Source organism: Proteus vulgaris, from assembly GCF_016239305.1.
Classification (GTDB): domain Bacteria; phylum Pseudomonadota; class Gammaproteobacteria; order Enterobacterales; family Enterobacteriaceae; genus Proteus; species Proteus vulgaris_C.
This window is the reverse complement of sequence record NZ_JAEHOQ010000007.1, coordinates 159,844-183,665: the sequence shown is the minus strand read 5'-3', so window position 1 is coordinate 183,665 and position 23,822 is coordinate 159,844. Positions and strand designations below refer to the sequence as shown.

18 protein-coding genes are annotated in these 23,822 nt (G+C 37.6%); 2 read left to right on the top strand and 16 right to left on the bottom strand.

All coding sequences use genetic code 11. The features are described from left to right. Positions 1-20: 20 nt before the first annotated feature. The 4 genes from JEP40_RS07465 to JEP40_RS07450 form a co-directional block, all read right to left on the bottom strand. Complete coding sequence (locus JEP40_RS07465) at positions 21-368, bottom strand: YfiM family lipoprotein (RefSeq protein WP_198623041.1); 348 nt, start codon at positions 366-368, stop codon at positions 21-23. A 127-nt stretch (positions 369-495) separates the two neighbouring features. Continuing rightward, complete coding sequence (gene pssA, locus JEP40_RS07460) at positions 496-1,854, bottom strand: CDP-diacylglycerol--serine O-phosphatidyltransferase (protein ID WP_198623043.1); 1,359 nt, start codon at positions 1,852-1,854, stop codon at positions 496-498. A gap of 205 nt (positions 1,855-2,059) precedes the next feature. Then, entirely contained in the window at positions 2,060-4,702 is a 2,643-nt protein-coding gene (locus JEP40_RS07455; protein ID WP_198623040.1) for a bifunctional acetate--CoA ligase family protein/GNAT family N-acetyltransferase, read from the bottom strand. A 46-nt stretch (positions 4,703-4,748) separates the two neighbouring features. Continuing rightward, complete coding sequence (locus JEP40_RS07450) at positions 4,749-5,432, bottom strand: tRNA-uridine aminocarboxypropyltransferase (RefSeq protein ID WP_198623039.1); 684 nt, start codon at positions 5,430-5,432, stop codon at positions 4,749-4,751. A 231-nt stretch (positions 5,433-5,663) separates the two neighbouring features. Here JEP40_RS07450 and JEP40_RS07445 point away from each other — a divergent pair, with 231 nt between their 5' ends. Beyond that, positions 5,664-6,827: a tRNA/rRNA methyltransferase gene (locus JEP40_RS07445; RefSeq protein ID WP_198623038.1), complete on the top strand. Its 1,164-nt coding sequence runs from the start codon at positions 5,664-5,666 to the stop codon at positions 6,825-6,827. A 93-nt stretch (positions 6,828-6,920) separates the two neighbouring features. Here the strand turns inward: JEP40_RS07445 and emrB are convergent, their stop codons facing one another. From emrB to JEP40_RS07405, 8 genes are all read right to left on the bottom strand, one after another. After that, on the bottom strand, positions 6,921-8,438 hold the full coding sequence (gene emrB, locus JEP40_RS07440; protein ID WP_072070269.1) for a multidrug efflux MFS transporter permease subunit EmrB: 1,518 nt from the start codon (positions 8,436-8,438) through the stop codon (positions 6,921-6,923). A gap of 15 nt (positions 8,439-8,453) precedes the next feature. Continuing rightward, on the bottom strand, positions 8,454-9,632 hold the full coding sequence (gene emrA / locus JEP40_RS07435; protein ID WP_198623037.1) for a multidrug efflux MFS transporter periplasmic adaptor subunit EmrA: 1,179 nt from the start codon (positions 9,630-9,632) through the stop codon (positions 8,454-8,456). Positions 9,633-9,824: 192 nt separating this feature from the next. After that, the gene (gene mprA, locus JEP40_RS07430) at positions 9,825-10,352 is read right to left on the bottom strand and encodes a transcriptional repressor MprA (protein ID WP_198623036.1); all 528 of its coding nucleotides are present in this window, start codon (positions 10,350-10,352) and stop codon (positions 9,825-9,827) included. Between the two features lie 492 nt (positions 10,353-10,844). Then, positions 10,845-12,053, bottom strand: a complete 1,209-nt coding sequence (locus JEP40_RS07425) for an MFS transporter (RefSeq protein ID WP_198623035.1) — start codon at positions 12,051-12,053, stop codon at positions 10,845-10,847. Positions 12,054-12,219: 166 nt separating this feature from the next. After that, positions 12,220-12,627, bottom strand: coding sequence for a hypothetical protein (locus JEP40_RS07420; RefSeq protein ID WP_198623034.1), 408 nt, complete (start codon positions 12,625-12,627; stop codon positions 12,220-12,222). Positions 12,628-12,637: 10 nt separating this feature from the next. After that, the gene (locus JEP40_RS07415; protein ID WP_198623033.1) at positions 12,638-13,969 is read right to left on the bottom strand and encodes a phosphatase PAP2/dual specificity phosphatase family protein; all 1,332 of its coding nucleotides are present in this window, start codon (positions 13,967-13,969) and stop codon (positions 12,638-12,640) included. 116 nt (positions 13,970-14,085) lie between these two features. Continuing rightward, positions 14,086-15,855 carry a bifunctional alpha/beta hydrolase/class I SAM-dependent methyltransferase gene (locus JEP40_RS07410; protein WP_198623032.1) on the bottom strand — a complete coding sequence of 590 codons (1,770 nt, stop codon included), beginning with the start codon at positions 15,853-15,855 and terminating at the stop codon, positions 14,086-14,088. Beyond that, positions 15,852-16,487 carry a CDP-alcohol phosphatidyltransferase family protein gene (locus JEP40_RS07405; protein WP_198623031.1) on the bottom strand — a complete coding sequence of 212 codons (636 nt, stop codon included), beginning with the start codon at positions 16,485-16,487 and terminating at the stop codon, positions 15,852-15,854. The genes JEP40_RS07410 and JEP40_RS07405 overlap by 4 nt, the downstream gene beginning before the upstream one ends. A gap of 547 nt (positions 16,488-17,034) precedes the next feature. Between JEP40_RS07405 and JEP40_RS07400 the strand changes: the two genes are divergently transcribed. Further along, on the top strand, positions 17,035-19,368 hold the full coding sequence (locus tag JEP40_RS07400; protein ID WP_232799190.1) for a TonB-dependent hemoglobin/transferrin/lactoferrin family receptor: 2,334 nt from the start codon (positions 17,035-17,037) through the stop codon (positions 19,366-19,368). A gap of 63 nt (positions 19,369-19,431) precedes the next feature. Here JEP40_RS07400 and JEP40_RS07395 read toward each other — a convergent pair whose 3' ends face one another. The 4 genes from JEP40_RS07395 to proV all read right to left on the bottom strand — a co-directional run bounded on the left by JEP40_RS07395 (position 19,432) and on the right by proV (position 23,568). After that, a complete protein-coding gene (locus JEP40_RS07395; protein WP_198623029.1) occupies positions 19,432-19,782 on the bottom strand; it encodes a ribonuclease G in 351 nt (116 codons plus the stop codon). A 283-nt stretch (positions 19,783-20,065) separates the two neighbouring features. Beyond that, positions 20,066-21,061, bottom strand: a complete 996-nt coding sequence (proX, locus tag JEP40_RS07390) for a glycine betaine/L-proline ABC transporter substrate-binding protein ProX (RefSeq protein WP_198623028.1) — start codon at positions 21,059-21,061, stop codon at positions 20,066-20,068. A 115-nt stretch (positions 21,062-21,176) separates the two neighbouring features. Beyond that, positions 21,177-22,376 carry a glycine betaine/L-proline ABC transporter permease ProW gene (gene proW / locus JEP40_RS07385; protein WP_198623027.1) on the bottom strand — a complete coding sequence of 400 codons (1,200 nt, stop codon included), beginning with the start codon at positions 22,374-22,376 and terminating at the stop codon, positions 21,177-21,179. Next, a complete protein-coding gene (gene proV, locus JEP40_RS07380; protein WP_198623026.1) occupies positions 22,369-23,568 on the bottom strand; it encodes a glycine betaine/L-proline ABC transporter ATP-binding protein ProV in 1,200 nt (399 codons plus the stop codon). Before proV ends, proW begins: the two co-directional genes overlap by 8 nt. Positions 23,569-23,822: the final 254 nt, after the last annotated feature.

Below are 23,822 nucleotides of genomic sequence, written 5' to 3'. Positions count from 1 at the left end.
GGGGGTTATAAATAAAAATATTATTTTAATTGTTGATAAAACAATGAGCCCGCAGTCGCACCTGCAACATCATAAGCAAAATCATGCCAACTCCATCCCGTTCCTTCGGGCCTACTATCATAAAGCTCTTTCGCTGCTCCCAAACTAATTGAGAACGACAGTCCAATTAATACCCCTTCTTTATGGCCATAATTTTGATGAGCAGCATAAGCATTTGCACCCGCTGATGCCACCATAGAAAATAAGAAATGTTGAGCTTTATCTTTTCCTCGCCAATTATCATTGGCAAAATGAAACGATTGGCAACCTGTTAAAGCCATTATTGAGAATAAAATAATCACAGAACCATATTTGAGCTTTAGTTTCATAAAAATAAAAGCCTTCTCACGGATAATTTATGATCATAAAAAAGATATGTAGAGTATAGAAGATGATTGTTAATACAAAAAAGCCTTACTGATATTAAGTAAGGCTTCGAGGTAGGAAGTGCTAGCGTTAAAGTATACGGCTAATTAATCTATCAACACGAATACGTCGTAACCGTTTGATCAATTTTTTCACTTTAAGTGGGTAAAGTTTAATACTTTCTAGCTCTTGATAATGTTTTACAATACGTGTTTTTTGGCGAATACAGGCAAGCTCTTTATGCCGTTGCTCATGCAATTCATGTTTAGGATCATGAATTAATATCGCATTTTCTAAATCTAATCCCCATGCTCGAGGGTTAAGATTATTACCTGTAATCAACTGCCAATTATCATCAACCCACATGCCTTTTAAGTGATAGGTATTATCACTGTCTTTCCAGAGCCTTACTGTTAATTGGTCATTATCAATAAACCTTTGGAAACGCTGGGTAAATTTGCGCAGATTGATCTCATAGAGATAAGGTAGTGCACCAATAATTTTAAAAGGCTCTTCAGGTGGGATATAAAAGTCATTTGCCGTTTTATCACCAATAATAATTTCGACTTGCTTGCCATTTCTTAATAAATGGCTGATCTGACGAACAAGGATCGCAGGTAAATTAAAATAAGGTGTACAAATAACTAATTTTTCTTCTGTAGAAGCCATTAGGTGAGAAATAGTCTTATTTAAGATATTTTTCTTACCTAAACCGACTAAAGGCGTTACTGCTAATTCATGATTAGAAGCATTGGCTTTAATATCATAGCCATCACGCGTGCGTAAATTAAAACGAAATTGGCGTATACAATTTTTTATTTCTGCACAACGAACTCTATCTTTAACATCAAGACGTTGAATAGCTTCAGATTGCAGAAGATCACCCACAATAAACTGTTTCATTGTGGTTGCTAATTCACTATTTTGAATAATGTGATATCGGTCATAACGATATTTATCTAGTTTATGCAAATACACATTATTAATGCTTGCACCACTATAAATAACCGTATCATCAAAGATAAAGCCTTTAAGGTGTAATACACCTAGTGCTTCACGAGTATTAACAGGGATCCCATAGATAGGGAGCTCTATATCAGGATGTTGCTGTGCAACATGGTAATACCAATCTGCATTTGTCGCATCAGCAGAGACACCAATACGCCCACGTTGAGCTCGGTGCCAGTCAACAATAACGGTAATGGATAATTCAGGACGTTGTTGTTTTGCGGTGTAAAGCGCATCAAGGATCTCTTCACCAGCCTCATCGTGCTCTAAATAAAGAGCTGTAATAAAGATCTCTTTTTTTGCTTGAGCAATATATTTCAATAAGGTGCTGCGAAACGCGGACGTCTGATAAAGCGTTTCAACATCAGCAACTGACTGAGCTAATTTAGGCAGTTGTGCAAGGTGTTGTTGATGCTTAGCAAGTTTTAGTTTAGACAACATCACAGTGCTTAGTTCTCTTGTTTATGATGGCAGATGGAGCCATCGTCCATATGGATTTTCTCTAACCGATCTTCTGATCATAACATTAGTTATATGGGATGTACGCATAAAATCATCTTATATAGCTAATTTATCAAAGGATGCGTGAATAATCACATAACAAAACTTTCTCTTATGACTATCGTACTTACACATCTTTTGAGGATCAAAGAAGCAAGTCAAGATTCACTATTCCTTCATCAAACTGTACTTCAACCGAAAAACCTAATTTTTTCGCTAAACTTATCATGTTGCGATTTTCAGGCATGGTTATTGCAGTTAAACGTTTAATGCCATGTACTCTAGTATAGTTGATAAGTTTAGTCATAAGTTGATGACCTAGAGTATTTCCTTTTAAATCAGATCGCACAAGGATAGCAAATTCGGCATGTTGATTATCCGGATCAGCCATTGCACGGGCTACACCAATGATTTCAGGATGATCTTCTGGATTTCGAATTGCGACAAACGCCATTTCTCGATCGTAATCAATTTGAGTCATATTCGCGAGATCGTCATGAGTAAACTCACTTATCTCACTAAAATAGCGATAGTAAAGATCTTCTTTTGTCACTTGGTTAATAAACGTTTTTAGTAGAGGTTCGTCCTCAGGCAAAATAGGGCGAATAAAACAAGGATTGCTATCTCTTAGATAAAATGTTTCTTCTAATTCATTGGGATAAGGACGGATGGAGAGTCTTTGGTGGGGATCACCTTGCAGTGGAGCTAACTCCATTGCAACATCTAATAATGTAAAATCATTGCCAGAAGCCAGTAATGGGTGAATATCTAACCTAACAATTTGTGGGCAATCTAAAAGTAGGTGAGAAACCTGTACCAAAAAATGACTTAAACTTAAAATATTTAAAGGCTGTAAAGCGCTTCTTGGCTGTATTTTTCCACTTTTAATAGCATTAATCACCAAATAACGGGCAAGAGCCATGTTCAGAGGTGGCAACGCAACGGCAGCCTTAGTTTCAATTTGCCACTCAACCCCCCCTTCACCCAATAGGATTAATGGGCCAAAAATAGGATCTTGCTCTATCGCCACTCGCAGTTCTTGAGAGCCAGCTCGATTTGCCATACTTTGCACTAACAACCCCTGAATTTGAGCTTGAGGGTAGAGTTCTGTTACTCGTTCAATAATGGCATGGGCTGCAGATGAGACTTCAGTGCTGTCACGTAAATAAAGCATGACACCTTGAACTTCAGATTTATGAGGAATATCAGGAGAGCGTAATTTTAGTGCAACAGGATAGCCAATTTTTTCCGCTATACTTACGGCTTCTTGTGCATTATGAGCAATCCAAGTAGGAAGTGTATTGAAACCATAAGCTTCCATAATAGGTTGAACTTGGTGTGTATCTAATCGATATTGCTTATTCTGTAATGCCTCTTCAATACAACGATGTGCTTGCTGTGTATTCATTTTGACATCTAAAGGCAATGCGGGGGTTTCTTTTAGTTGCTTTTGGTTCCGACGATATTCCACCATATGCATAAATGCAGTAACTGCGCCTTCAGGGGTGCGATAAGTAGGAATGCCCGCTTCACTAAATAATTTACGTGATTGCTGAGATGAATATTCTCCGCCCCAGTTAGTAAAAACAGTGAGCCATTTTCGTCTAGGATGCTGATTAATTGCCTCTATGACGCGTTGCGCAGTTTCAATGCTGGGTGCAATAGCACTTGGGGTATGAATAAGTAACAAGGCATCGTGATCATGGCTATCTAATAAGCAATTGAGCGTCGCGATATAGCGTTCAACGGTTGTATCATCACCTAAGTTTAATGGATTACGGATAGTATTTTCTTGTTGAATAACACTTTGTAGTTTTTGTGTTGTTTCATCTGCTAGTTTCACCAGCTTCCCTGAATGCAAAAATAGCTCATCTATCGCCATGGCTGCAGGTGCAGAGCCATTACTCATAATCATCAATCTTTCGCCTTTTAGGGGCGTCATATAGCTGAGCGTCTCAACTGCAGAAAACATTTCATGGGTATCTTGTACGCGTAATAAACCTGCGCGTTGAAATGCGGCATCATAAGCAATGTCATAACTTGGTGTATCACCCAATAACAGCTGGGCTTTTTGGGTACGACCACTTTTTATGACTAAAATAGGTTTGTTGCGTGAAGCACTTCGTGAGGCGGACATAAAGCGTCGAGCATCTTTGATATGCTCTAAATGCAATAAAATTGCACTAGTTTTGCTGTCTCTTGCTAGAAAATCCAGTAAGTCATCAACTTGTATATCTTGGTTATCCCCTAAGGCAATAAAGTAAGAGAACCCAATGTTGCGATAATAAGCCCAATCTAAAATAGTATTGGCAACAGCGGCCGATTGTGAAATAAAAGCAAGTTTTCCTTTTTTAACAGGAAGAGGTGAAAAACTGGCATTTAACCCCTGCCAAGGAGCTAAAAGACCCAAGCTATTTGGGCCTAGTAAACGGATATGATATTGCTGGCAGAGTGACTTTATTGCTTGAAACTGTTCAGGTTGTGCTGAAAGGACAATAACAGCCTTACAACCTGAGCCACCCAATTGCTTTAGTAACTCAAGATTACGATGATGATGGGTACAAATAATGGCTAGATCAGGAACTTGAGGTAACTTATCAATAGATGGATAACTAAAAACACCAGAGACAGAGCCACGAGAGGGATTAATTGGAAACACTGGGCCGTTAAATCCGCCACTGAGCAGGTTTTTCATCATAGTGGTTCCTGCACGACCTAATTTTTCAGAGGCACCAATTACTGCAATAGATTTAGGACGCAATAGTGCTTCAAGACCTCGTTGGCTCATATCCACTCCAGAGTTTGATTATCAACTTTTATTCAATGTAGCTGATTTACTCTTCTTTTGCCTGACGGCGATCTGGTTTTCCAATTAAATATTGTTGACGAAAGTAACTAAAATGAGAAAAGAGTTGTTGTGATGCATTTATATCACCCACATTTTCTAAAATAGACGCAGCTACTTCAGCAGTACAATGCTGATCTTCTCTCGCTGCTTGGCGAAGTACGTAGTCACATTTACTGGCTTCATTAAGCGAAAAAATAGGTAATGAATCGAGATAAGGGCTTTTACGAAACATTTTACGAGCTTCACTCCAAGTTCCATCTAAAAGGATAAACAGAGGGGGCTTGCTATTAACTGGGAGTTGGTTGTATACAACACGTTCATTTGATGCGTAGCTTTCAGGGAAGACAACATAAGCTTGCTTATCTGGTGTATTGATTAGATCAAGTAAGGCCTGCTCAGGAGTGGTACGGGACCATAAAAAAGCCTGAGTGTCTGGTAATACATCGGCAATTAATTTCCCTGTATTACTTGGCTTCATCACTTCGGTATCATACATCAATAAACAAAATTGGCTTTTTGCTGGTTGACTGACAATAGTATCACAAAGACACTGCTTTTCAGGTAATAAGCAGAAGTTACAGCGTTTTATTCGAAATCCTCTGGCTTTAAAAGGACGAGTTGAAACCGAAAGTCGATATTGACGAAGTCGAGAGACTGCATTGTCATGCATAGCAAATAAACCAACACTAATAAAAAAGAAACGGATTTTATCATGTTAAAAACAAACAAACTATTCAGCACTTTTTTTTCATAAAAATCATATTGATATATTGCTTATATCTATAATGAATTTAATTCTCAATTGATCCTGATTAGTTTATCGATTCCTATGCGTGATTCTCTCGGTGACAGTTGCTAAACTATCATGTAATCTGCGCCCCTATTGCAGTTGGAGAGACAAATGAACGATTCTTATGAAGGTAAAAACGGCAAAGTAAAAGTAATGTATGTCCGTAGTGAGGACAATGCCGATAATAAACCTAAAAAACCATCCCGTCGTCCTGAAAATGGTCGTGGTGATAGCCGTGACAACAGACGCGGTGATAACCGTGACGACAAAAATCGTGATAACAGACGCGGTGATAACCGTGACGATAAAAATCGCGATAACAGACGTGGTGATAACAAATTTTCTCGTCGTGATGATCGCGGTGCAGGTAAGCCTTCAGGGCGTGGCGCATCACGTAATGAATCAAAACCTTCTCGCGATAGCGAAGGCGAAAGTTTTTCTCCATGGAAAACGGTTTCTCGCCCTGCTGGTGAAGAGGCAATAAAAGAGCACGATGGCATTACTGGTAAGAGCCAAATTGATCCTGAACAACTTCGTCGTCAACGCTTAGAAGAAACGCGTATTTATGGTGAAAATGCCTGTCAGGCAATGTTTAAAAATCGTCCTGATGCGATTGTTCGTGCTTGGTTTTTACAAGACGTTACGCCACGTTTTCGTGATGCATTAAAATGGATGGCTGCAAACCGCAAAGCCTATCACGTTGTTGAAGAAGAAGAGATGGTCAAAGCAGCTCGTACCGATCACCATGGTGGCGTGTGCTTCTTAATTAAAAAACGTGTTGGTCATGATGCCGAAACTTATCTGAAAGATGCACCTGAGAATGATTGTGTATTAGCACTGGAAGATGTGGGTAATCCACATAACGTAGGTGCAATTATGCGTAGTTGCGCGCATTTTGGTGTGAAAGGGGTTATCTCTCCTGATTCTGCTGTATTAGAATCTGGTGCTGCTGTTCGTACCGCAGAAGGTGGTGCTGAATATATTCAAGGTATTGATGCTGATAACTTTGCTCAAACTTTAGATAAATTTAAAAAAGCGGGTTATACGCTAGTGGCAACATCAAGCCATAAAGGTAGTGTACCATTATCAAAAGCACAATTACCGGCGAAAATGGTACTTATCTTAGGTCAAGAGAAAGATGGTTTAAGTGAAAGCACTTTAAATCAAGGTGATATGAGTATTTACATCGGTGGTACTGGGCACGTTGAAAGCTTAAATGTCTCTGTGGCTTCTGGAGTGTTATTAGCAGAATGGTGGCGTCAGCACCAAGGCTAATCGCTTTATGGTTTTAAAGAAAGAATGATAAAAAAACCGCTTAGTCATTATGATTTAAGCGGTTTTTTATGTATAAAATCTACGTGAATGGCATTATTTTCCGGGAGAGAATGGGGGTTTAGCAAACCAAACCACAATCATCATGATAAGGAAAATACCCGCAGCTAACCAGAAAATCTCATTGGCTGAAATAATTAATCCTTGCTCTGTAATGGTTTTCGCTAAATAGGCAGATGCTTGTTCATTTGAAAGGCCAAGATCATTCATTTGCTGGAATGCCATTTGCGAATCAGGATCAAGTGGATTAATTTTTTCTACAAAGGTTTCATGGTGAAGTGATTCTCTTTGTGTCCAAATTGTAGTGGTTAACGATGCACCAATTGCCCCAGCCAATGTCCTTAAGAAATTCGAAAGACTTGACGCTGACGCCATTTTTTCTGGAGGTAATCCAGATAATGTCATTGTAGTTAGTGGCATAAAGAAACATGCAACCGCTAAACCTTGCCAGAATTGAGGCCATGCCACAGTGGCAAAATCCATTCCAGGCTCGAAGGTATAAGCTCGCCAATAAAAACACACAGAAAACATAATAAAGCTAAAGCTGATGATATAGCGTAAATCCACTTTACCACCAAACTTACCTATAATTGGTGTGATAATTAAAGGTAATAAACCTACCGATGCTGATGCTAATCCAGCCCATGTTGCTGTATAGCCAAAGACTTCTTGCAAAAGCAGTGGCAGTAAAACGATGGTACCGAAATAGATCATATAGGCGAGGCTGAGCGTGACACACCCAATGGTAAAGTTTCGACTTTTAAAGAGTGAAAGATCTATCACAGGATGATCGTCTGTAAGCTCCCAAACAATTAAGAAGCTAAGGGCAACAACCGCCACAATGGTGAGTACAATAATTTCTGTTGAGTTAAACCAATCAAGCTCCTTACCCTGATCGAGCATGATTTGTAAAGCACCTATACCAACAACAAGTAAAACAAGGCCAATGGTATCAATTGGTTTAATTTCGGTTTTTGTTTCTCGCCCAGCTAAGGTGTTTGATATACACATAATAATCAAAACACCAAATGGAACGTTAATAAAGAATATCCATCCCCAATGATAGTTATCACTAATATAGCCACCTAAAATAGGCCCTAAAATTGGCGCTACAACAATAGTCACTGACCATAGCGCAAGTGCCATATTTCGCTTAGCTGGTGGATAGTTATTCAATAATAAACTTTGTGATAAAGGAATTAATGGCCCAGCGACCAATCCTTGAAGCACGCGAAAGAAAATAAGCATTTCAAGACTTTGTGAAATACCACAAAGCCAAGAAGTTAACGCAAAAAGCGCCGTTGACCACATAAAGAGTCGAACTTCACCAATACGTTTTGCTAACCAACCTGTAATTGGGATAGAAATAGCATTTGCTACACCAAAAGAGGTAATAACCCAAGTGCCCTGTGAGTTAGAGGCACCTAAGTTTCCTGCGATTGTTGGAATAGCGACGTTAGCGATTGTAGAATCGAGAACTTGCATAAAGGTAGCCAACGCAAGGGCGATGGTCATTAAGGCAAGTTTTCCTCCTTGTAATGGCTCTTTAATCACCTTTACACCTCGCCTTTATTGTCCCGCATTCTGTTCAATAATTTCATTGATCAGTTTATTAATCGCTGACATATCAATAGTTAAAGCATCAGTATGATAAGCAGGTACTTGGCGTTCGCTGTGTGATAAAACTTTTCCATCGAGATTAATCGTATCAACGGTGACTTCAGAAGAAAGACCAATACGCAGTGGTTTTTCCGCTAATTCTTTTTCATCTAATGAAATACGAACAGGTAAGCGCTGAACGACTTTGATCCAGTTACCACTGGCATTTTGAGCAGGTAATAATGAGAAAGCACTACCAGTTCCCATATCTAAACCTAATACAGTGCCATGATAAATCACTTTTTTACCATAAAAATCAGTTGTGATTTTTGCTGGTTGACCAATACGCATATTAGCGAGTTGAGTTTCTTTAAAATTAGCATCGATCCACATACCTGTTACGGGAACAATCGCCATTAAAGGTTTACCCGGTGCGATTTGTGCACCTACTTGAACGCTACGGCGTGAAACATAACCATCTGTGGGACTTAAAATTTTAGTACGCTCTAAAGCGAGCCATGCATTACGAACGTCGGTTGATGCTTGTAAAACAGAAGGTTGCTGTGCAATCGGTGTATTTAAGATAATCGCTTGATTAGCATTGTATTGCTCTTTAGCAACTTCTAAAGCCGCTCTTGCAGTGGAAACCGCTTCTCTGGCGTGTTGAAGTTCTTCTTTACCTATAACATTGCGTTCGCCTAAAACTTCACGGCGACGAAGGTCATTTTGTAATTTGGTCAGCTCAGTTTCGCGTAAAACGATGTTTGCTTTTAGTTGGCGACCATTAATGATTTGCTGATGCATTTGACGAACACTATTCGCTAATGCTGTTTTTGCTTTTTCTAAAGCCAGTTTTTCATCACTTGAATCTAATAAAACTAAAGGGTCACCTGCTTTCACAAAATCGGTATTATCAACATAAACGGTGGTAACAGAACCAGAAATCTGCGGCATAATCATGATTTGATTGCCTGTGACATAGGCATTATCAGTTGTTTCATGATGTCTTAACACCATAAACCAATAAGTGGTGTAAGCCACCCCAGCCAAAATAAATAGAATAGTCAGCAACAGTAGAACATTTCGGCGAGTTCGTTTTTTATTGCGAATGGGAGCCTGAGGGGGGGTATTTTCCTCATTAACACTCATTTAGAAGATCTCCATAAAACCAGAAAAACATCATTAGATATGTTTCCAGTATTGAAACTGGAAACATAATTATAAAGTCAATCTTAGAATAATTATTAGCGTGAAGGTAAATTATAAATGCTAATGGGTAAGTATGTTTGCCGATTTATGGCGTAAATAGGATTAGATCAATAAAACTATTTATTATATAGCTTATTCACACTCTTTTTCAGCCAAAGTATCCAGTTGTAATAACAACTTACGCATTAGCGTTTCAAGCTGTTTTTGTTCCTGTTGATCTAAAATAGACCAGATTTGTTTTAAACATTGATGCTGTGGAGGTAATAAGCTATTTAAAAATTCTTCACCGGCATCCGTTAGGTGGAGATGCAAACAACGGCGGTCATTATGGCTTTCACGACGCTCAATCCATCCTTGTTTTTCAAGTTCATCAGCAATACGTGTTGCATTTGTTCTTGAAGAGCCCAGTGCAGCACTTAGCTCTGAAGGCTGAATACTTCGATTTTCTGTCGTATCTAAAATCATTAATGCCATAAATAACGTCTCGTTAATACCCTGAGACTTCAACATATTATTACGACTTTCAAGAAGTTTGCTTTGAACATGCATAGAAAGGCGAGTTAACAAAATTTCTTGATAAGGAATATCTTTGTTAAGCGATTTCTGTTGTGTAGCACGAGTGTTTAGTAATTCTTCTGTTGGCGTAAATGAGCTTTCCATTTTTAGACACCTTGTTAGTTTCGAAAATTAGGATAATGCTGTTATCAACATGTTAAATGGTATATTAAACACACAATTTAGCAATTTTTATTATTTATAGTCACTATGTTTTTTTGATTATGTTACCTGATTCATAAATTTTTTGAATGATAACACAAAAAAAAGGATAGGTACTTATCTCTTTGCAATAAGTTAATAAAATCAATTTATCACTTATCTGACAATGAATAGTAGTCTATTTGCGAAAAAACGGATCGTTTTTTACGATAAAACACGTAATAAATTTATTTTAATCACCAATAATTACTACATGGATAATATCTGATTGAAATGATATATATAGTGCTTTATTGATAAGATTGATATAATTTTCTTAATAAAGAATGGGATGATGATATACATCAATAGTAATCACGCTGTTAAAACATTCACATTTTATTCTGATTAGAGTGGGATTGTAGGAATAATATAACCCATCCTTGGGTCTGAAAATTATTCAGCATGGATTATTGGATCATTTTTATAACCTAATAACCAAACAATAAGACCGATAATGCCAATGACAAATCCAGAAATAGAAACTCCCATCCAGCCATATTGATGATAGGCATAACCTGATAATAAAGAGCCTAATGCTCCACCAATAAAATAGCTTGTCATATATGCTGCGGTTAAGCGGTTTCTAGCATCAGGTAAAATACGATAAATGGTACTTTGATTTGTGACATGGACGCCCTGAACCGCTAAGTCTAGCAGGACAACGCCAATAATAAAGCTGATGAGCCCAACCCAGTGATAATAAGGTGCAATAATAATAAAACCCCAAGATAGAAGGAGGATAATTAATCCTATTGTGGTGGTTTTCTTGCCTTTCCCTTTATCGACTAATACGCCTGCTTTTCCTGCCATCAATGCGCCTGCAGCACCCACAAGACCAAACAGTCCAATAACTGCATCAGAATAGTTAAAAGGATCTGCGGCTAGTAAAAAGGCCATCGATGTCCATAATAAACCAAAGTGGGCAAAAATCAGTGCACCGATTAATGAACGAGTTCGAAGTACGGGGGTTGTAACAAATAATTTGAAGATAGAACCTAATAACTGAACGTAATTTAAGTCTGTTTGACTTTTATAAGTGGGTAAACAGCGCCATAACGTAATAGCTAAGATTGTTAGAAAAATACTTGCAACCCAGAAAATACCTTGCCAATTTGTAAATGATGCCATTAGGCCAGATACTGTTCTAGCCAGTAAAATACCCAATAAAAGGCCACTCATAATAGTGCCAACGGCTTTTCCTCGTTGGTGTGGTGCGGCGAGAGTGGCCGCAAATGGAACCAGAATTTGAGCGACAACAGAAAACATACCAGAAAGTGCAGTACCTATTAACATTACCCAAATATTTGTTGCCATCGCTGTAATTAATAGCCCACTGGCAGAAATTAATGTCATGGTAATAATGAGTGAGCGACGTTCAAAAATATCTCCCAAAGGCACTAATAGCATCAGTCCTACGGCATAACTGAGTTGCGCGGTGGTGACAATAAACCCAGCTAAAGTTGCTGATATATGAAAGTAATTTGCGATAGAATCAAGTAGAGGTTGTGCATAGTAGTTACTGGCGACAACCATGCCTGTAGCAACGGCCATTAGCAGAATAAGGCCTTTGCTAAGTGATGTTTGGGATACGGTGTTTTCCATAATACTCATAACAAATCATTTGTAAGGTAAATGATAGTAACATGAGTCATTTTTTTGAGAAAAGAATTACTGTGATAGAAATGTTCAATTAATTTGATGTAAATTCTTATATTTGATTGTTATAACATATTGTTTTATATAATAAATAAAGTTATTAATTGATCCTTTAATAACTAAAAAGGGTAATAAAGAGAATAACTAGACTCCATATCCATTGAATTGAAACTCCAATTATCGCAAAAGAGAATAGACGCTTAGTCCCTAGCCAGCGGGCTTCCATAGTCTGTTTTTGGGGACGTTTAGGAAATAATGTAGAGAGGCTTTTATCAAAGCTAACGTCATCTTGATAACGATACAGAGCCTGAAAAAAGTGACTATCAAGCCATAAACGAAAAAGAAAGTATTGGGTAAATAAAAACAAAAGAGACGCGACTAAAAAAGCCAGTTTATGATGAAAATGAAGGCTAAATACAGGCCATGTACTTAAATAAGGTAAAAGTGATAAAAACAGTAAATAACGCCAACTTAGTGTTAAAGATACAATTACTTTACCGCTAGTTTTAGTTGTTAACATGGTTGCCTCGTTATTTAATGTGTTGAAAATGTGAATACCAAATTTGTAGTGCTTCTCGTGTTTCTAGATTTAAAATAACGTGAGGGCGAGCTTGAGAGACTTTTTCTATCGCATCTTCTAACGTTGCTACTGTGCCAGTATAAACTAACCAAGCAACAACAACGGTTGCACTACGTGAATAGCCTAATTTGCAATGAATATAAACAGTACCCGCTTTATTTAGTTGCTCCATTGATAACATTGCTTTGTTGATATCATCCGGAGATAAAGGTAATAAATCAATTTGAGGTTGCGCTAAATAAAGCTGATTTTGGCTAAACTTATTTCTTGGCCATTCACAAGTTAAATCAAATACCGCATTGGCATTGAGTTCATAAAGAGGGCGTCCACCTAATAAAATGCCTTCAGTGACTAAACTCGGTGTTTGGCACTGTTTTAAATAATAACGATAAGTACACCAAGCAAAGAAGCGATAAGGTAATAGGATTATCTGTGCAGAAAGAGGAATTTTACCTTGTGTATTTTTTTGGAAAATAGAAGCCCCTGCGCCCAAATAGCCCAAAGTCACAAAAGTTAATGTGATTGCTGGCCAGAGAAAGATCCAAAAGAGCCCTTGCAGGCCAAAAGATAACAGATAAAACACCATTGCTGATAACGCATAGTTTTTACCAATCCGTAAACTACGTTTACTGCCAGTAAAGCGCCATTTCCAACGCGAATTTATTGGTAATAAATAGCAAATCACTACGCCAACACCAAAGCCGGTAATAATATCAATAAAGTGATGTTGCCATGTTGTGAGTACAGAAATAGCAATTAACAATGACCATAAATTTAAAAAATACTGCCACGATTTAGGCGTATGGGCGCGGAACCGTAACCAAATAATCCATAATAAAATAATGTGTAAAGAGGGGGCTTGATTATACGGTAAATCGAAGCCTTCTAATTGGGTAAATAACCAACCAGAAAATCCCTCTGTAGTTGGGCGAATAAAACTAAATTTTAAAGGGAATAATAAAAAGCCAGAGCAGGCTATAAGAGAGGCAACAATTAAACGCAATCCATGCATAAATTGTTCTCTTAGTGTTGTACAAATAAATAGGGAAATACCATAAGCAATATTAACACTCCAATAAGGAATAATTGTCCACGGTAAAAAGGGAATAACGTTTTCCCACGAATAAACAAAAGAAGGAACATCAGATAAGGTAGAAGTGTAAGTATTGACTTGCATATAAGTTAAATAGAAAAATGGGGCTAGAAATAACAGCCATATAATCCCAGCAAGCCAGATGCTTTTTCTTGATGATATTATTTGAGAGCGTTGAGTTCCCTCCATACTAAATTTCCTTTCTTTATTTATATTTATCGTTTTCTTCTATCTTTGCAGTTTGCTTAAAATTATCGCTATATGTTGCCATATAGCGATATTTCATTTAGCTATAGTTAACTTTGTTAGCGGCGTTTTGCTATCGATACACTAAAAATACCCCAGTGATCAATTTGTTGATCGAGCTTTTCAAAACCCGCTTCATTCACTAATGCATCCATTTCACCCTGACTGCGACAACGCATGATCCACGGTTGACCATCTTGGTGGCTGGGTAATACACGGGCAATCATTTCAAGTTGAGGATGCCAAGGTTGGCAGGTGTAAATCAGTAATCCTCCGCTAGGAATGGCTTGAGATAACCCTTTTAAAGATGCTTTTAGTAGATGATTTTCAGGAAATAATTCATAAAGCCCACTTACAATGCCCAATGTTGGTGAAGGTGAAACCGTACTCAAACTGTCTGTATCAAAAGCGTTACCTTCTTCAAAACGCACTTTGTCTTCTAAATGGCGTTCTTTAATGGCAATTTGACCTTGCTCAACATTAATCGGGCTATAGTCTCGCATTAAAATTGAGTCAACCTTACCATAGTCATTAACCGCATCAAAAAGATAGCGACCTTGCCCCGCGGCAATATCCATAATATGTACTGGCATATTATTTTGTGTTAATTGGCGAATAGCGTATCGGATCGTGTTTTCAATATTGATTTTACGTTGGCGAATACCTTGCCAACCAATACTGTTCAAATATTGTCTATCAACGATTCGACCAAATAAGCCTTTTCCTTGAGGTTGATTGCGATAGACATAATCAAGTGTCGATCCAGAATCAAAACCTTTATCGTAACCTAGTGCTACACCTTCGGATGCTTTACCTAGCGTGCTCATCGAACGACTAAGCACTTTGTAATAGAGTCTTTTGGGGCAAAATTGAGGAAGTGGTGTCTGTAATGTACGATAAACATCTGCACTATGGCTCCATATATCCTCATTTTGATAATCATGTTGATAAAGCGGTTGTGCAAACAACGTTTCAATAAAGTGACGCATTTTATTGATGGGGATTGCCCTGTCTTTCTCGCCTAAGGTATCGTGGTAAAAACCGGGTAAAACATGCTTTTCTTTAATGGAGGTATTTAAACGATCATAGAAAAGATGCTGAGGTTTTGCGTGAACAACATGATCATTACCCGAAATAAATAATTGTGTTGGTAAGGTAATAGCATTTGCATCTTCAACCACACGATCAGCTGTTTTATAAAGTTCTAATAAAATATTAACGGCAATAGGGCGGGTGATTAGCGCGTCTTGATTAAAAGAGTCGATACGATTTTGATCATGGGTTAAGTATTTAGCTTTTACATAGGAATTAACATAAAAAAGTCCGCGAATTTTTTGCATTAAGGCAAGGCCAGTGCGTGCAAAAGGAACATATAATTTTACTTTAAATGCAGGGGAAGCTAATACCATACCGCGAATTTTGGGTGCGTAATCATGTACCCAACCTGTGACTAAAACAGCGCCTACACTTTGGCCAACAACAAGAATATTCTCCATCGGAATATTATAGTTAGATGAAACATAATGGACGAACTCATCGATATCTTTTATTGACGTTCCCATGGATGGGCTATAACCGCGAGCACCTTCATTTTTACCATGTCCACGAGCATCCCAAGCAAACATTGAGAAATCAGGAAGATCTAACTCATCAACTAGATGAGAAACTCGGCCTGAATGTTCGTGACCTCGATGAAATAAAATAATTGCTTTTGGCTCAGTGGTAATTTGAGCCGGCCAATGACGATAATACAGCGGTGTTTTATCGCTGGTGGTAAATTCAGACTCAATCATATTCCTTTGAGTGTGATATTGCGGTTGTTGATTCATAACGATGTATCCTTATCTTTATCTGTCATCGTTGCTTCTTTTAGTGCGCGATGAATTCGGTGATAACAAGTCAACAAAAGTAATAAATTAATAATAATAAAAAGATAATGCGTGTTTTCTGATGATGTCAGTGAGGGGAATAATCCGATAAAAAAGGCAATAGTACCGAAAATAAAGGCTCTATCACTTTTTCCCATTGGGCCATCATAACGACGAGTAGCATGGATCGTTTGAGCAAGAACCCCTAGAAACTCAGTCATTATCATTAAAAAAAGTGCCAGCATGATCCACCAGTAGGCTTGTGGAAAAATAAGGGCAAAAGGGAGATAAAGTGCAATGTCTGAAATCACGTCGCTGGCTTCATTTAATATTGCACCTAGTGCACTTTTTTGATTATGTTCACGTGCCAGCATGCCATCGATAGCATTAAGTGCCATACGAAAAAAGAGGACGAAAGGAAGTAATAAAAATAAACGAGGGAAAGGATAAAGCAAAAGTAATCCACCAACGGTAATGGATAACAGTAAAGCAAAAAGCGTGACCTGATTTGCTGTGATCCCTTTTGTGAATAACTGTTCTACATAAGGGCGCAATAGAGATTGAAATTTGGGTTTTAGGTCATAAATTGTCATGACGCATCCTTGTGTTCAAAAGTGCGTATATTACCTCAAAATTATTATTTTATTATTAGCTGATTTTTATCTCATTGAATATCTTTATTTCAATGGTTTAATTTATTTATGATTTAAATATAAACCTAATATTTGAAATTTACTTGAGTTAATAATTATTTAGTACTAAAAATAAAGAGAAAATAAGATACACATAATTGTAATTATCAGACTGTTCCGTGTCTGTTTTATTCTTTCATTTCAAAAATGATTAAGTTTTCTTCAGTAATATATACGTAGTTATAATTATAGGATGACATGAGATGAACGAAAATAAGGAGCGTTAAATACCTTATAATAACTAATGAAATTAGTTTAATTTGTTATAAATATTATTTTGGATAAGATTTAAATCTAACAAGAATGCATCAATAGTGTAGTTATCTGTATTGAGTGATAAGTGCAAAAAAACTAGATAATGATAATTATTATCATTATCATAATTAGCGCTGTTAGTTACAGCAAAACACCTATCAAACTAATAACCATACAAAAAGATACGACTATTATGATCCATTTCTTAGCAAAAAATGATGCTTATCGTCAGGGAATTGGGATATTTTCATTTTCATCATCAGCGATTGCATTATTATTGACTTCACTCACTTCGTTAAATAGCTATGCGGCTGAAAGTGTTAAACCAGAAATAACGGCATCCACAAAATCAGAGAATCCTGCGCAACCCAAATCGCGTGAAAAAATTATTATTGAACCTATCTACGTATCAGGTGAACTCAATTCAAGTGTTGATGCAGGGAGTACGGTTCTGACATTAAAAGATATCGACCGAATTCAGCCTAATAATATTGCAGAGCTGGTGGATAAGTTACCGGGAATTTCATCATCTGGATCACCAAGACCTGGCGGTCAAACATTAAATATCTGGGGGATGGGCAATCCTGAAGATATTAAAATCACACTTGACGGTACACCCAAAACCTTTGAAAAATATCGCCAAGGTTCCATTTTTATTGATCCAGAATTAATACGCCGTCTTGATGTTGATAAAGGCCCTCATAATATTACTCAAGGTAATGGTGGGTTTGGTGGTTCGGTGAGAATTGAAACCAAAGATCCTGATGACCTATTATTACCCGATCAGAATATTGGAATGTTTTTAAAATATGGTCACCATACTAATGATAGGCAAAATCGTTATAGTGGTGCGGTATACGGTAAATTGCTTGATGGACAAGCAGATGGACTATTCTATTTTAACCGTCGTGAAAGTGATGATTTACGACGTCCTGATGGAACTAAATTTGGTTATTCACAATCCGATCAAGATTCTTTTTTAATTAAAACCAATATCTATTTAACAGAAGAACAAACATTAACGTTATCAGCATCACGATCAGAAAGTGATGGCTGGACACCTTGGGCGGCTAAACGTGATGAATTAGCTAAACCTAGCCAAGCTGATGTGGATAAATATGGCTTTGATGCGGCGATGAAACGTAAATTAGTTTATCGTGACCAAAAAGATGATACTTTCAGTGTGAAATGGAATATTCAGCCAGTTGATTCTGATTTAATTAATTTAACGCTGACTTATGGTTATTCAAAAACCAAACAAAATGATAGTCGCCCAGAGACAGCTAGCTCCTATTTTAGTGGCAGTATGGGAAATCAAAGTTGGGTAGATTATCGAAATCATCAAATTGAAATTAAAAATGAAAGCACAATTATGCAAGGTGCTTTAGAGCATAAACTATTAGTGGGAACACGTTGGCATCGTAATGATCGAGATGTCTTAATGTTTACACGCGATAAAGCTAAAAATCCGAATTATAACTATGGATATTATGCACCTCCTTATATGCCAGAAGGCACGCAAACGACAACCAGTTTCTATCTTCAAAACTCGATGAGTTATCGAAATCTGACAATAACACCGGGCGTTCGCTACGATATTGTTAAAAATCAAGGCAAGGGGAGTCGAGCTATTACCTATCAAGATCCTGATCCCTATTATGGTCATGATTATTCTGATGTAACTTATAGTGGGGCAACACCTCATTTAGGTTTATTATGGAAAATGAACCAGAATTTCAGATTCTTTGGTGATTTAACCTATACATGGCGAGCACCATTGATTGATGAGCAGTATGAAGTACAAGGAAGTATTTCTAGTTTAACAGGCACGAGCCGTCATCTAGACAAAGAAACAGTAAGAGCTGCACGGATTGGTGCAATTGCAGACTTTGAAAGTGTTATTCAACAAGAAGACCAACTGCAGTTAAGAACAACACTGTTTGATACTCGTGGTAAAGACGAAATCTTCCGTCGTCGTGGTGTTTATTGTGAAAGTCAAAAGGTGGATGGACATAATGGAAATTGTCCACCATCAATTGGTAACTACCGCAATTTACCTGGCTATCATATACAAGGGCTAGAAATTGAAGCCTTTTATAATAGTCCTAATGTATTCGGTCGTTTAGCGTATTCAACAATGAAAGGAAAACGCGACCAATCACCGCGTGACCCATGGTTTGGTCAGAAAACATGGATTGCCGAAATTCAACCTGATGCTTTACATGCCACTATTGGTGTAAAAGTCCCAAGTATTAACGTCAATATGGGATGGACGGGGGATTTTATTGGTGCTCAACGCCGTTCACCTATGGATACCGATCCTGATGCGGGCTATTGGTCATTACCAAAAAGTAAAGGTTATGCAATCCATGGTTTATTTGCGAATTGGGAACCTTCTTTTATAGATAATACTGAGATTCGTTTTACCGTCGCAAATTTATTTAACCGTGATTACTACCCTTATTTAGGTGAATCAGTTTCAGGAGTAGGACGTGATTATCGATTTACTGTGGTAAAACGTTTCTAATATTACTGAAAATAAAAACAGATAAACTCCATAGATATTATGGGGTTTATTGTAATTAAGAAATCAATAACCGTATGTTGCAGAAGTTGCAATCATTGCCATCATGGTAGTGAAGAATAAAATAAAGAAAATAGCCGCCATTACGATGCTGATAATAAAGTAAACAAAGCCAGCTCTATTCCATGTTTCTTGTACTTTCATAAAGGTTTCAACAGAATCGTAATCACCACTCTTCCAAGCCCATTCGTTACCTTTAATACCACAGACAAAAATCCAGATAAGGTTAAGTAAAGGAACGAGCGCTAATAATGGAAGGTAAGATTTATTACCAAAACCCCAAATAATATTAAACATGAAAGCACCCCAATTCCAACGTTTAATTTCTTCAGGTACTGGTTTGTTAGTGTAAGACACAATTTATTCCTTATCTAAATCTTCAATATAAAATAAGAATGCCAAAATGGCTACTGGAGAAAAAGATAATCATAATTGAATAAATCAATGAATAAAAGGAAGGGGTATTTAAGTGCCTAATAAGAAGAATAATCTTAATAATAGAGCAGGATTATTCTTCTTATTGTATAAACGTATTTTGTTTAATATCGTATCTTATTGTTTTTATAAATAAAAACAAGCCACAATATTGTGGCCTGTTTAATAATAATCTCTATTTTAGATTATTTTTTCTTTCATTATATTATTGTGCAGCACTTCGAGCTTGTTCAACCCAGCCATCAAATGTTTTCTGATGTGCTTTGATCCATGTATTTGCATGACGTTCAATATCAGCCTGTGATTTTTGACCATTATGCATACGTAAGTTTTGCGCATTGATATCGGCAACAGGCACTTTCATGACTTCAAAGAGTTTTGCAGCAGCAGGATTTTCTTCAGCCCACTTTTTATTTGCTGCAATATGCATGGTACTTGGTGGGAAACCATAGTTTTTACCATTTGCTAATGTGGTGTCTGTTTTATCATCACCTGGTAAAGATGAGAATGGCACTTGTAACCAAACAACATCTTTACCCGGTTTTAATACATCACTTATCCAATATGGTGTCCATGTGTAATAAAAAATAGGTTTACCTTCTTTGTAGCGAGTAATGGTATCTGCCATCATAGCCGCGTAGTTACCTTGGTTATGTGTAACCGATTTTTCTAAATCATAGGCTTTTAAGTGATTATTGATAGCTTCTTCACATCCCCAGCCTGGGTTACAACCCGTTAAATCGGCTTTACCGTCACCATTGGCATCAAAGAGTTTAGCAATTTTAGGATCTTTAAATTGCTCAATATTGGTGATGTTGTATTTTTCAGCTGTTTTCTTGTCAATTAAGTAGCCTTGAGCTGCATTAACGACATAATCACCTTTACGATAAAAAGTGTTATCGCCGCCCGCAGCTTCATATTGTGAGTTATGAAGCGGAACCCAACTTACCGCCATAAAAGTGGCATCACCGTTGGCGATAGAGGAATAAGCGACGTTGTAATCGACTTCTTTGATCGGTTGAACTGTGTAGCCTAATTGTTCGAGTGCTTTGTTGACGATTAAGGTTTGAAACGTTTCTTCAGAAATCGTACTTTGCACAGGTTGAACCGAAATCCCTTTTCCGGGTAAATCAGCAGCGGATAACTGGGTGCTTATCAGTGTGGCGGACAATACGGTTGCCCAGATAACTGGATTACGCATAGTTTTTCCTTCTGTTGTGATAGTAAGAGATAAATAGCGACAGCGAACTGTCGCCTCTATTTCTTATATTGATTGAACGTTATGTTCTTTATAGATTTTTAATTAATAATATTTATTACGATGCTTTTTTGCCAAATAGTCGGCAAATTAAGCCAATAGGGCCTGTCATATACCAGCATCGGTTGCCTTTATGACGGCTATTCTGACCCAAGGATTGTGTTAATCGGTCAAGAATAATCGCGAGAATAACAATACCGGCACCCCCTACAGCAGCAAGTCCCATATCAAGGCGACCAATGCCACGCAATACCATTTGACCTAACCCACCGACGGCTATCATTGATGCAATAACAACCATTGAAAGTGCTAACATCAAGGTTTGGTTTACACCAGCCATAATCGTAGGCATAGCGAGTGGTAACTGTACTTTAAACAACATTTGTCGTGGGTTTGCTCCGAATGATTGAGCTGCTTCAATTAAATCTTCAGGAACTTGTTTGATCCCTAAAATGGTCAGTCTCACAATAGGAGGTAAAGCAAAAATAATAGTGACTACAACACCTGGTACATTACCAATCCCAAATAGCATTACGATAGGCACTAAGTAAACGAATGCAGGGGTGGTTTGCATTGCGTCAAGCAAAGGCCGGACAATTTTTGATGCCTTATCACTATTGGCAAGCCATATCCCCAAGGGGAGTCCGATTATCAGACAGAACAGTAGGGAAGTTAGTACTAAAGCAAGCGTAACCATTGCTTCAGACCAAGCGCCAATCGCACCAATCAATATCAATGAAATAAACGAAGTGATACCCATCACTTTGCCTGAGAGTTGCCATGCAATCAGTGAAAATAAAATAATGGCAACAGGTGCAGGCATTGAGGTTAAGAAATTTTCAAAGCCACTTAACACAAAATCAACGGGGACACGAATACCTTGGAACACAGGACGAAAGTGCAATACAACCCAGTCAATTGCTTCGGTAACCCATGAATCCAAAGGGATCAGCGTATTGTGAAAGGGATCCATAAGATTAAAAGAGTCTGGAGCAACATCAGTAGGTGTTGCATCTAGCCAATCACTCCCTGCGGATGATGTATCAATACCTTCACTACCACTACCAGCTCCCCATGGATCGGCATCTGCTGATGAACTGTCAGCACTGCTCCAAGGATCATTTTCTGTTGTACTGGTATCGGTTGTAGCCCAAGGATCATCATTTACGCTATGGGTTGTTTCTTGTGCGGTCTCATTTGTCGCGGTTTCTTCGATATTTGTATCTAAAACAGTATCTTGACTTGTTGTATTACTCATTTGGCGTCTCCTTATCCAGTGCTTGTAGTAACATTCCTTTAGAAATTAAACCGATATAGCGGTTTTTTTCATCAATAACAGGAATAGCACAGGGAGATTGTGCAACAGTTGAAATCAGCTCATTTAATGGTGTATCACCATTAATAGCGCAAGGTTCGGATAAAATGGCTGATTCAATAGGTTGTTTATTTTTTAGAGCTTCTTCAAGAGAGTTCACAGAAACAATACCAATAAACTTCTTACCTCGTTCAATGAGATAACCAAAATTTCTATCTTCATCTTCAAGCACTTTTAATGCTGAACGAGGGCCGAAACCAGGAGCAATATGCAATAAGGTTTCAGGGCGACGTTTGGCAATATCTTTTGCACTAAATACGTGGCTAATATCAACCCCACGGAAGAATGTGCGTACATAATCATTAGCCGGATTATTTAGTATCTCATCCGGTGTGCCGATTTGGACGACGACCCCGCCTTGCATAATGGCAATACGATCACCAATACGCATTGCTTCATCGAGATCATGAGAAATAAACACAATAGTACGTTGTTTATCGCCTTGTAAGCTCAATAATTCATCTTGCATCTCAGTACGAATTAATGGGTCAAGTGCTGAAAAAGCCTCATCCATTAACAAGATATCGGGATCATTGGCAAGAGCGCGAGCCAGACCAATACGTTGACGCATCCCACCAGAAAGCTCATCAGGCCAAGAGTTAGCATAGCTACCTAGATTGACTTGTTCTAACGCATCCATTGCCTTTTTATAACGCTCATCTTTGCTTAATCCAGCGAGATCCATTCCAAAAGATGTGTTATCAAGCACATTCATATGTGGCATTAAGGCGAATGACTGAAACACCATACTGATTTTTTTACGTCGAACTTGTCGTAATTCTTTATCAGACATAGTGGCAATATTTTCACCATCAATAAGCACCTCTCCCTTTGTAGGAGAGATCAGACGATTGAGAAGGCGGACTAGGGTGGATTTACCTGAACCAGATAATCCCATGATGACAAATATTTCGCCTTCTTCAATTGCCAGATTTGCATTTTGCACACCTACGGTTAAACCTGTTTTATCAAAAATCTGATCTTTATTCATACCAGACTTTAATAATTCAAAGGCTCGTTTTGGATGCTCGCCAAATACTTTATAGAGATTTTTTACTTCGAGTTTAATTGCCATGCAATATATTATTTCCTATTTAAATAATGAAAGGAATAAATTAAATTTAATTAAAGCAGTATTGTTATTTTCCTAAATGAGATTTTTAGTAAGGGAAATACCCTAACACAATGATTGCGCCTGACAACCCTATGTTAATTATAATTAACTAAAAAACAGGGGTGTTTTTTGGTTGTTTTTATAATGATTAATAATTAAATAAAGTGAAATAAATTTTTTTTATTAAAAGATAATATTTCTTTTAACTTGCTGAA

Excerpts from the sequence above, each read along its gene's own strand:
- JEP40_RS07465 (WP_198623041.1), bottom strand. The coding sequence starts at position 368 with ATGAAACTAAAGCTCAAATATGGTTCTGTGATTATTTTATTCTCAATA.
- pssA (WP_198623043.1), bottom strand. The coding sequence starts at position 1,854 with ATGTTGTCTAAACTAAAACTTGCTAAGCATCAACAACACCTTGCACAA.
- JEP40_RS07455 (WP_198623040.1), bottom strand. The coding sequence starts at position 4,702 with ATGAGCCAACGAGGTCTTGAAGCACTATTGCGTCCTAAATCTATTGCA.
- JEP40_RS07450 (WP_198623039.1), bottom strand. The coding sequence starts at position 5,432 with ATGCATGACAATGCAGTCTCTCGACTTCGTCAATATCGACTTTCGGTT.
- JEP40_RS07445 (WP_198623038.1), top strand. The coding sequence starts at position 5,664 with ATGAACGATTCTTATGAAGGTAAAAACGGCAAAGTAAAAGTAATGTAT.
- emrA (WP_198623037.1), bottom strand. The coding sequence starts at position 9,632 with ATGAGTGTTAATGAGGAAAATACCCCCCCTCAGGCTCCCATTCGCAAT.
- mprA (WP_198623036.1), bottom strand. The coding sequence starts at position 10,352 with ATGGAAAGCTCATTTACGCCAACAGAAGAATTACTAAACACTCGTGCT.
- JEP40_RS07425 (WP_198623035.1), bottom strand. The coding sequence starts at position 12,053 with ATGGAAAACACCGTATCCCAAACATCACTTAGCAAAGGCCTTATTCTG.
- JEP40_RS07420 (WP_198623034.1), bottom strand. The coding sequence starts at position 12,627 with ATGTTAACAACTAAAACTAGCGGTAAAGTAATTGTATCTTTAACACTA.
- JEP40_RS07415 (WP_198623033.1), bottom strand. The coding sequence starts at position 13,969 with ATGGAGGGAACTCAACGCTCTCAAATAATATCATCAAGAAAAAGCATC.
- JEP40_RS07410 (WP_198623032.1), bottom strand. The coding sequence starts at position 15,855 with ATGAATCAACAACCGCAATATCACACTCAAAGGAATATGATTGAGTCT.
- JEP40_RS07405 (WP_198623031.1), bottom strand. The coding sequence starts at position 16,487 with ATGACAATTTATGACCTAAAACCCAAATTTCAATCTCTATTGCGCCCT.
- JEP40_RS07400 (WP_232799190.1), top strand. The coding sequence starts at position 17,035 with ATGATCCATTTCTTAGCAAAAAATGATGCTTATCGTCAGGGAATTGGG.
- proX (WP_198623028.1), bottom strand. The coding sequence starts at position 21,061 with ATGCGTAATCCAGTTATCTGGGCAACCGTATTGTCCGCCACACTGATA.
- proW (WP_198623027.1), bottom strand. The coding sequence starts at position 22,376 with ATGAGTAATACAACAAGTCAAGATACTGTTTTAGATACAAATATCGAA.
- proV (WP_198623026.1), bottom strand. The coding sequence starts at position 23,568 with ATGGCAATTAAACTCGAAGTAAAAAATCTCTATAAAGTATTTGGCGAG.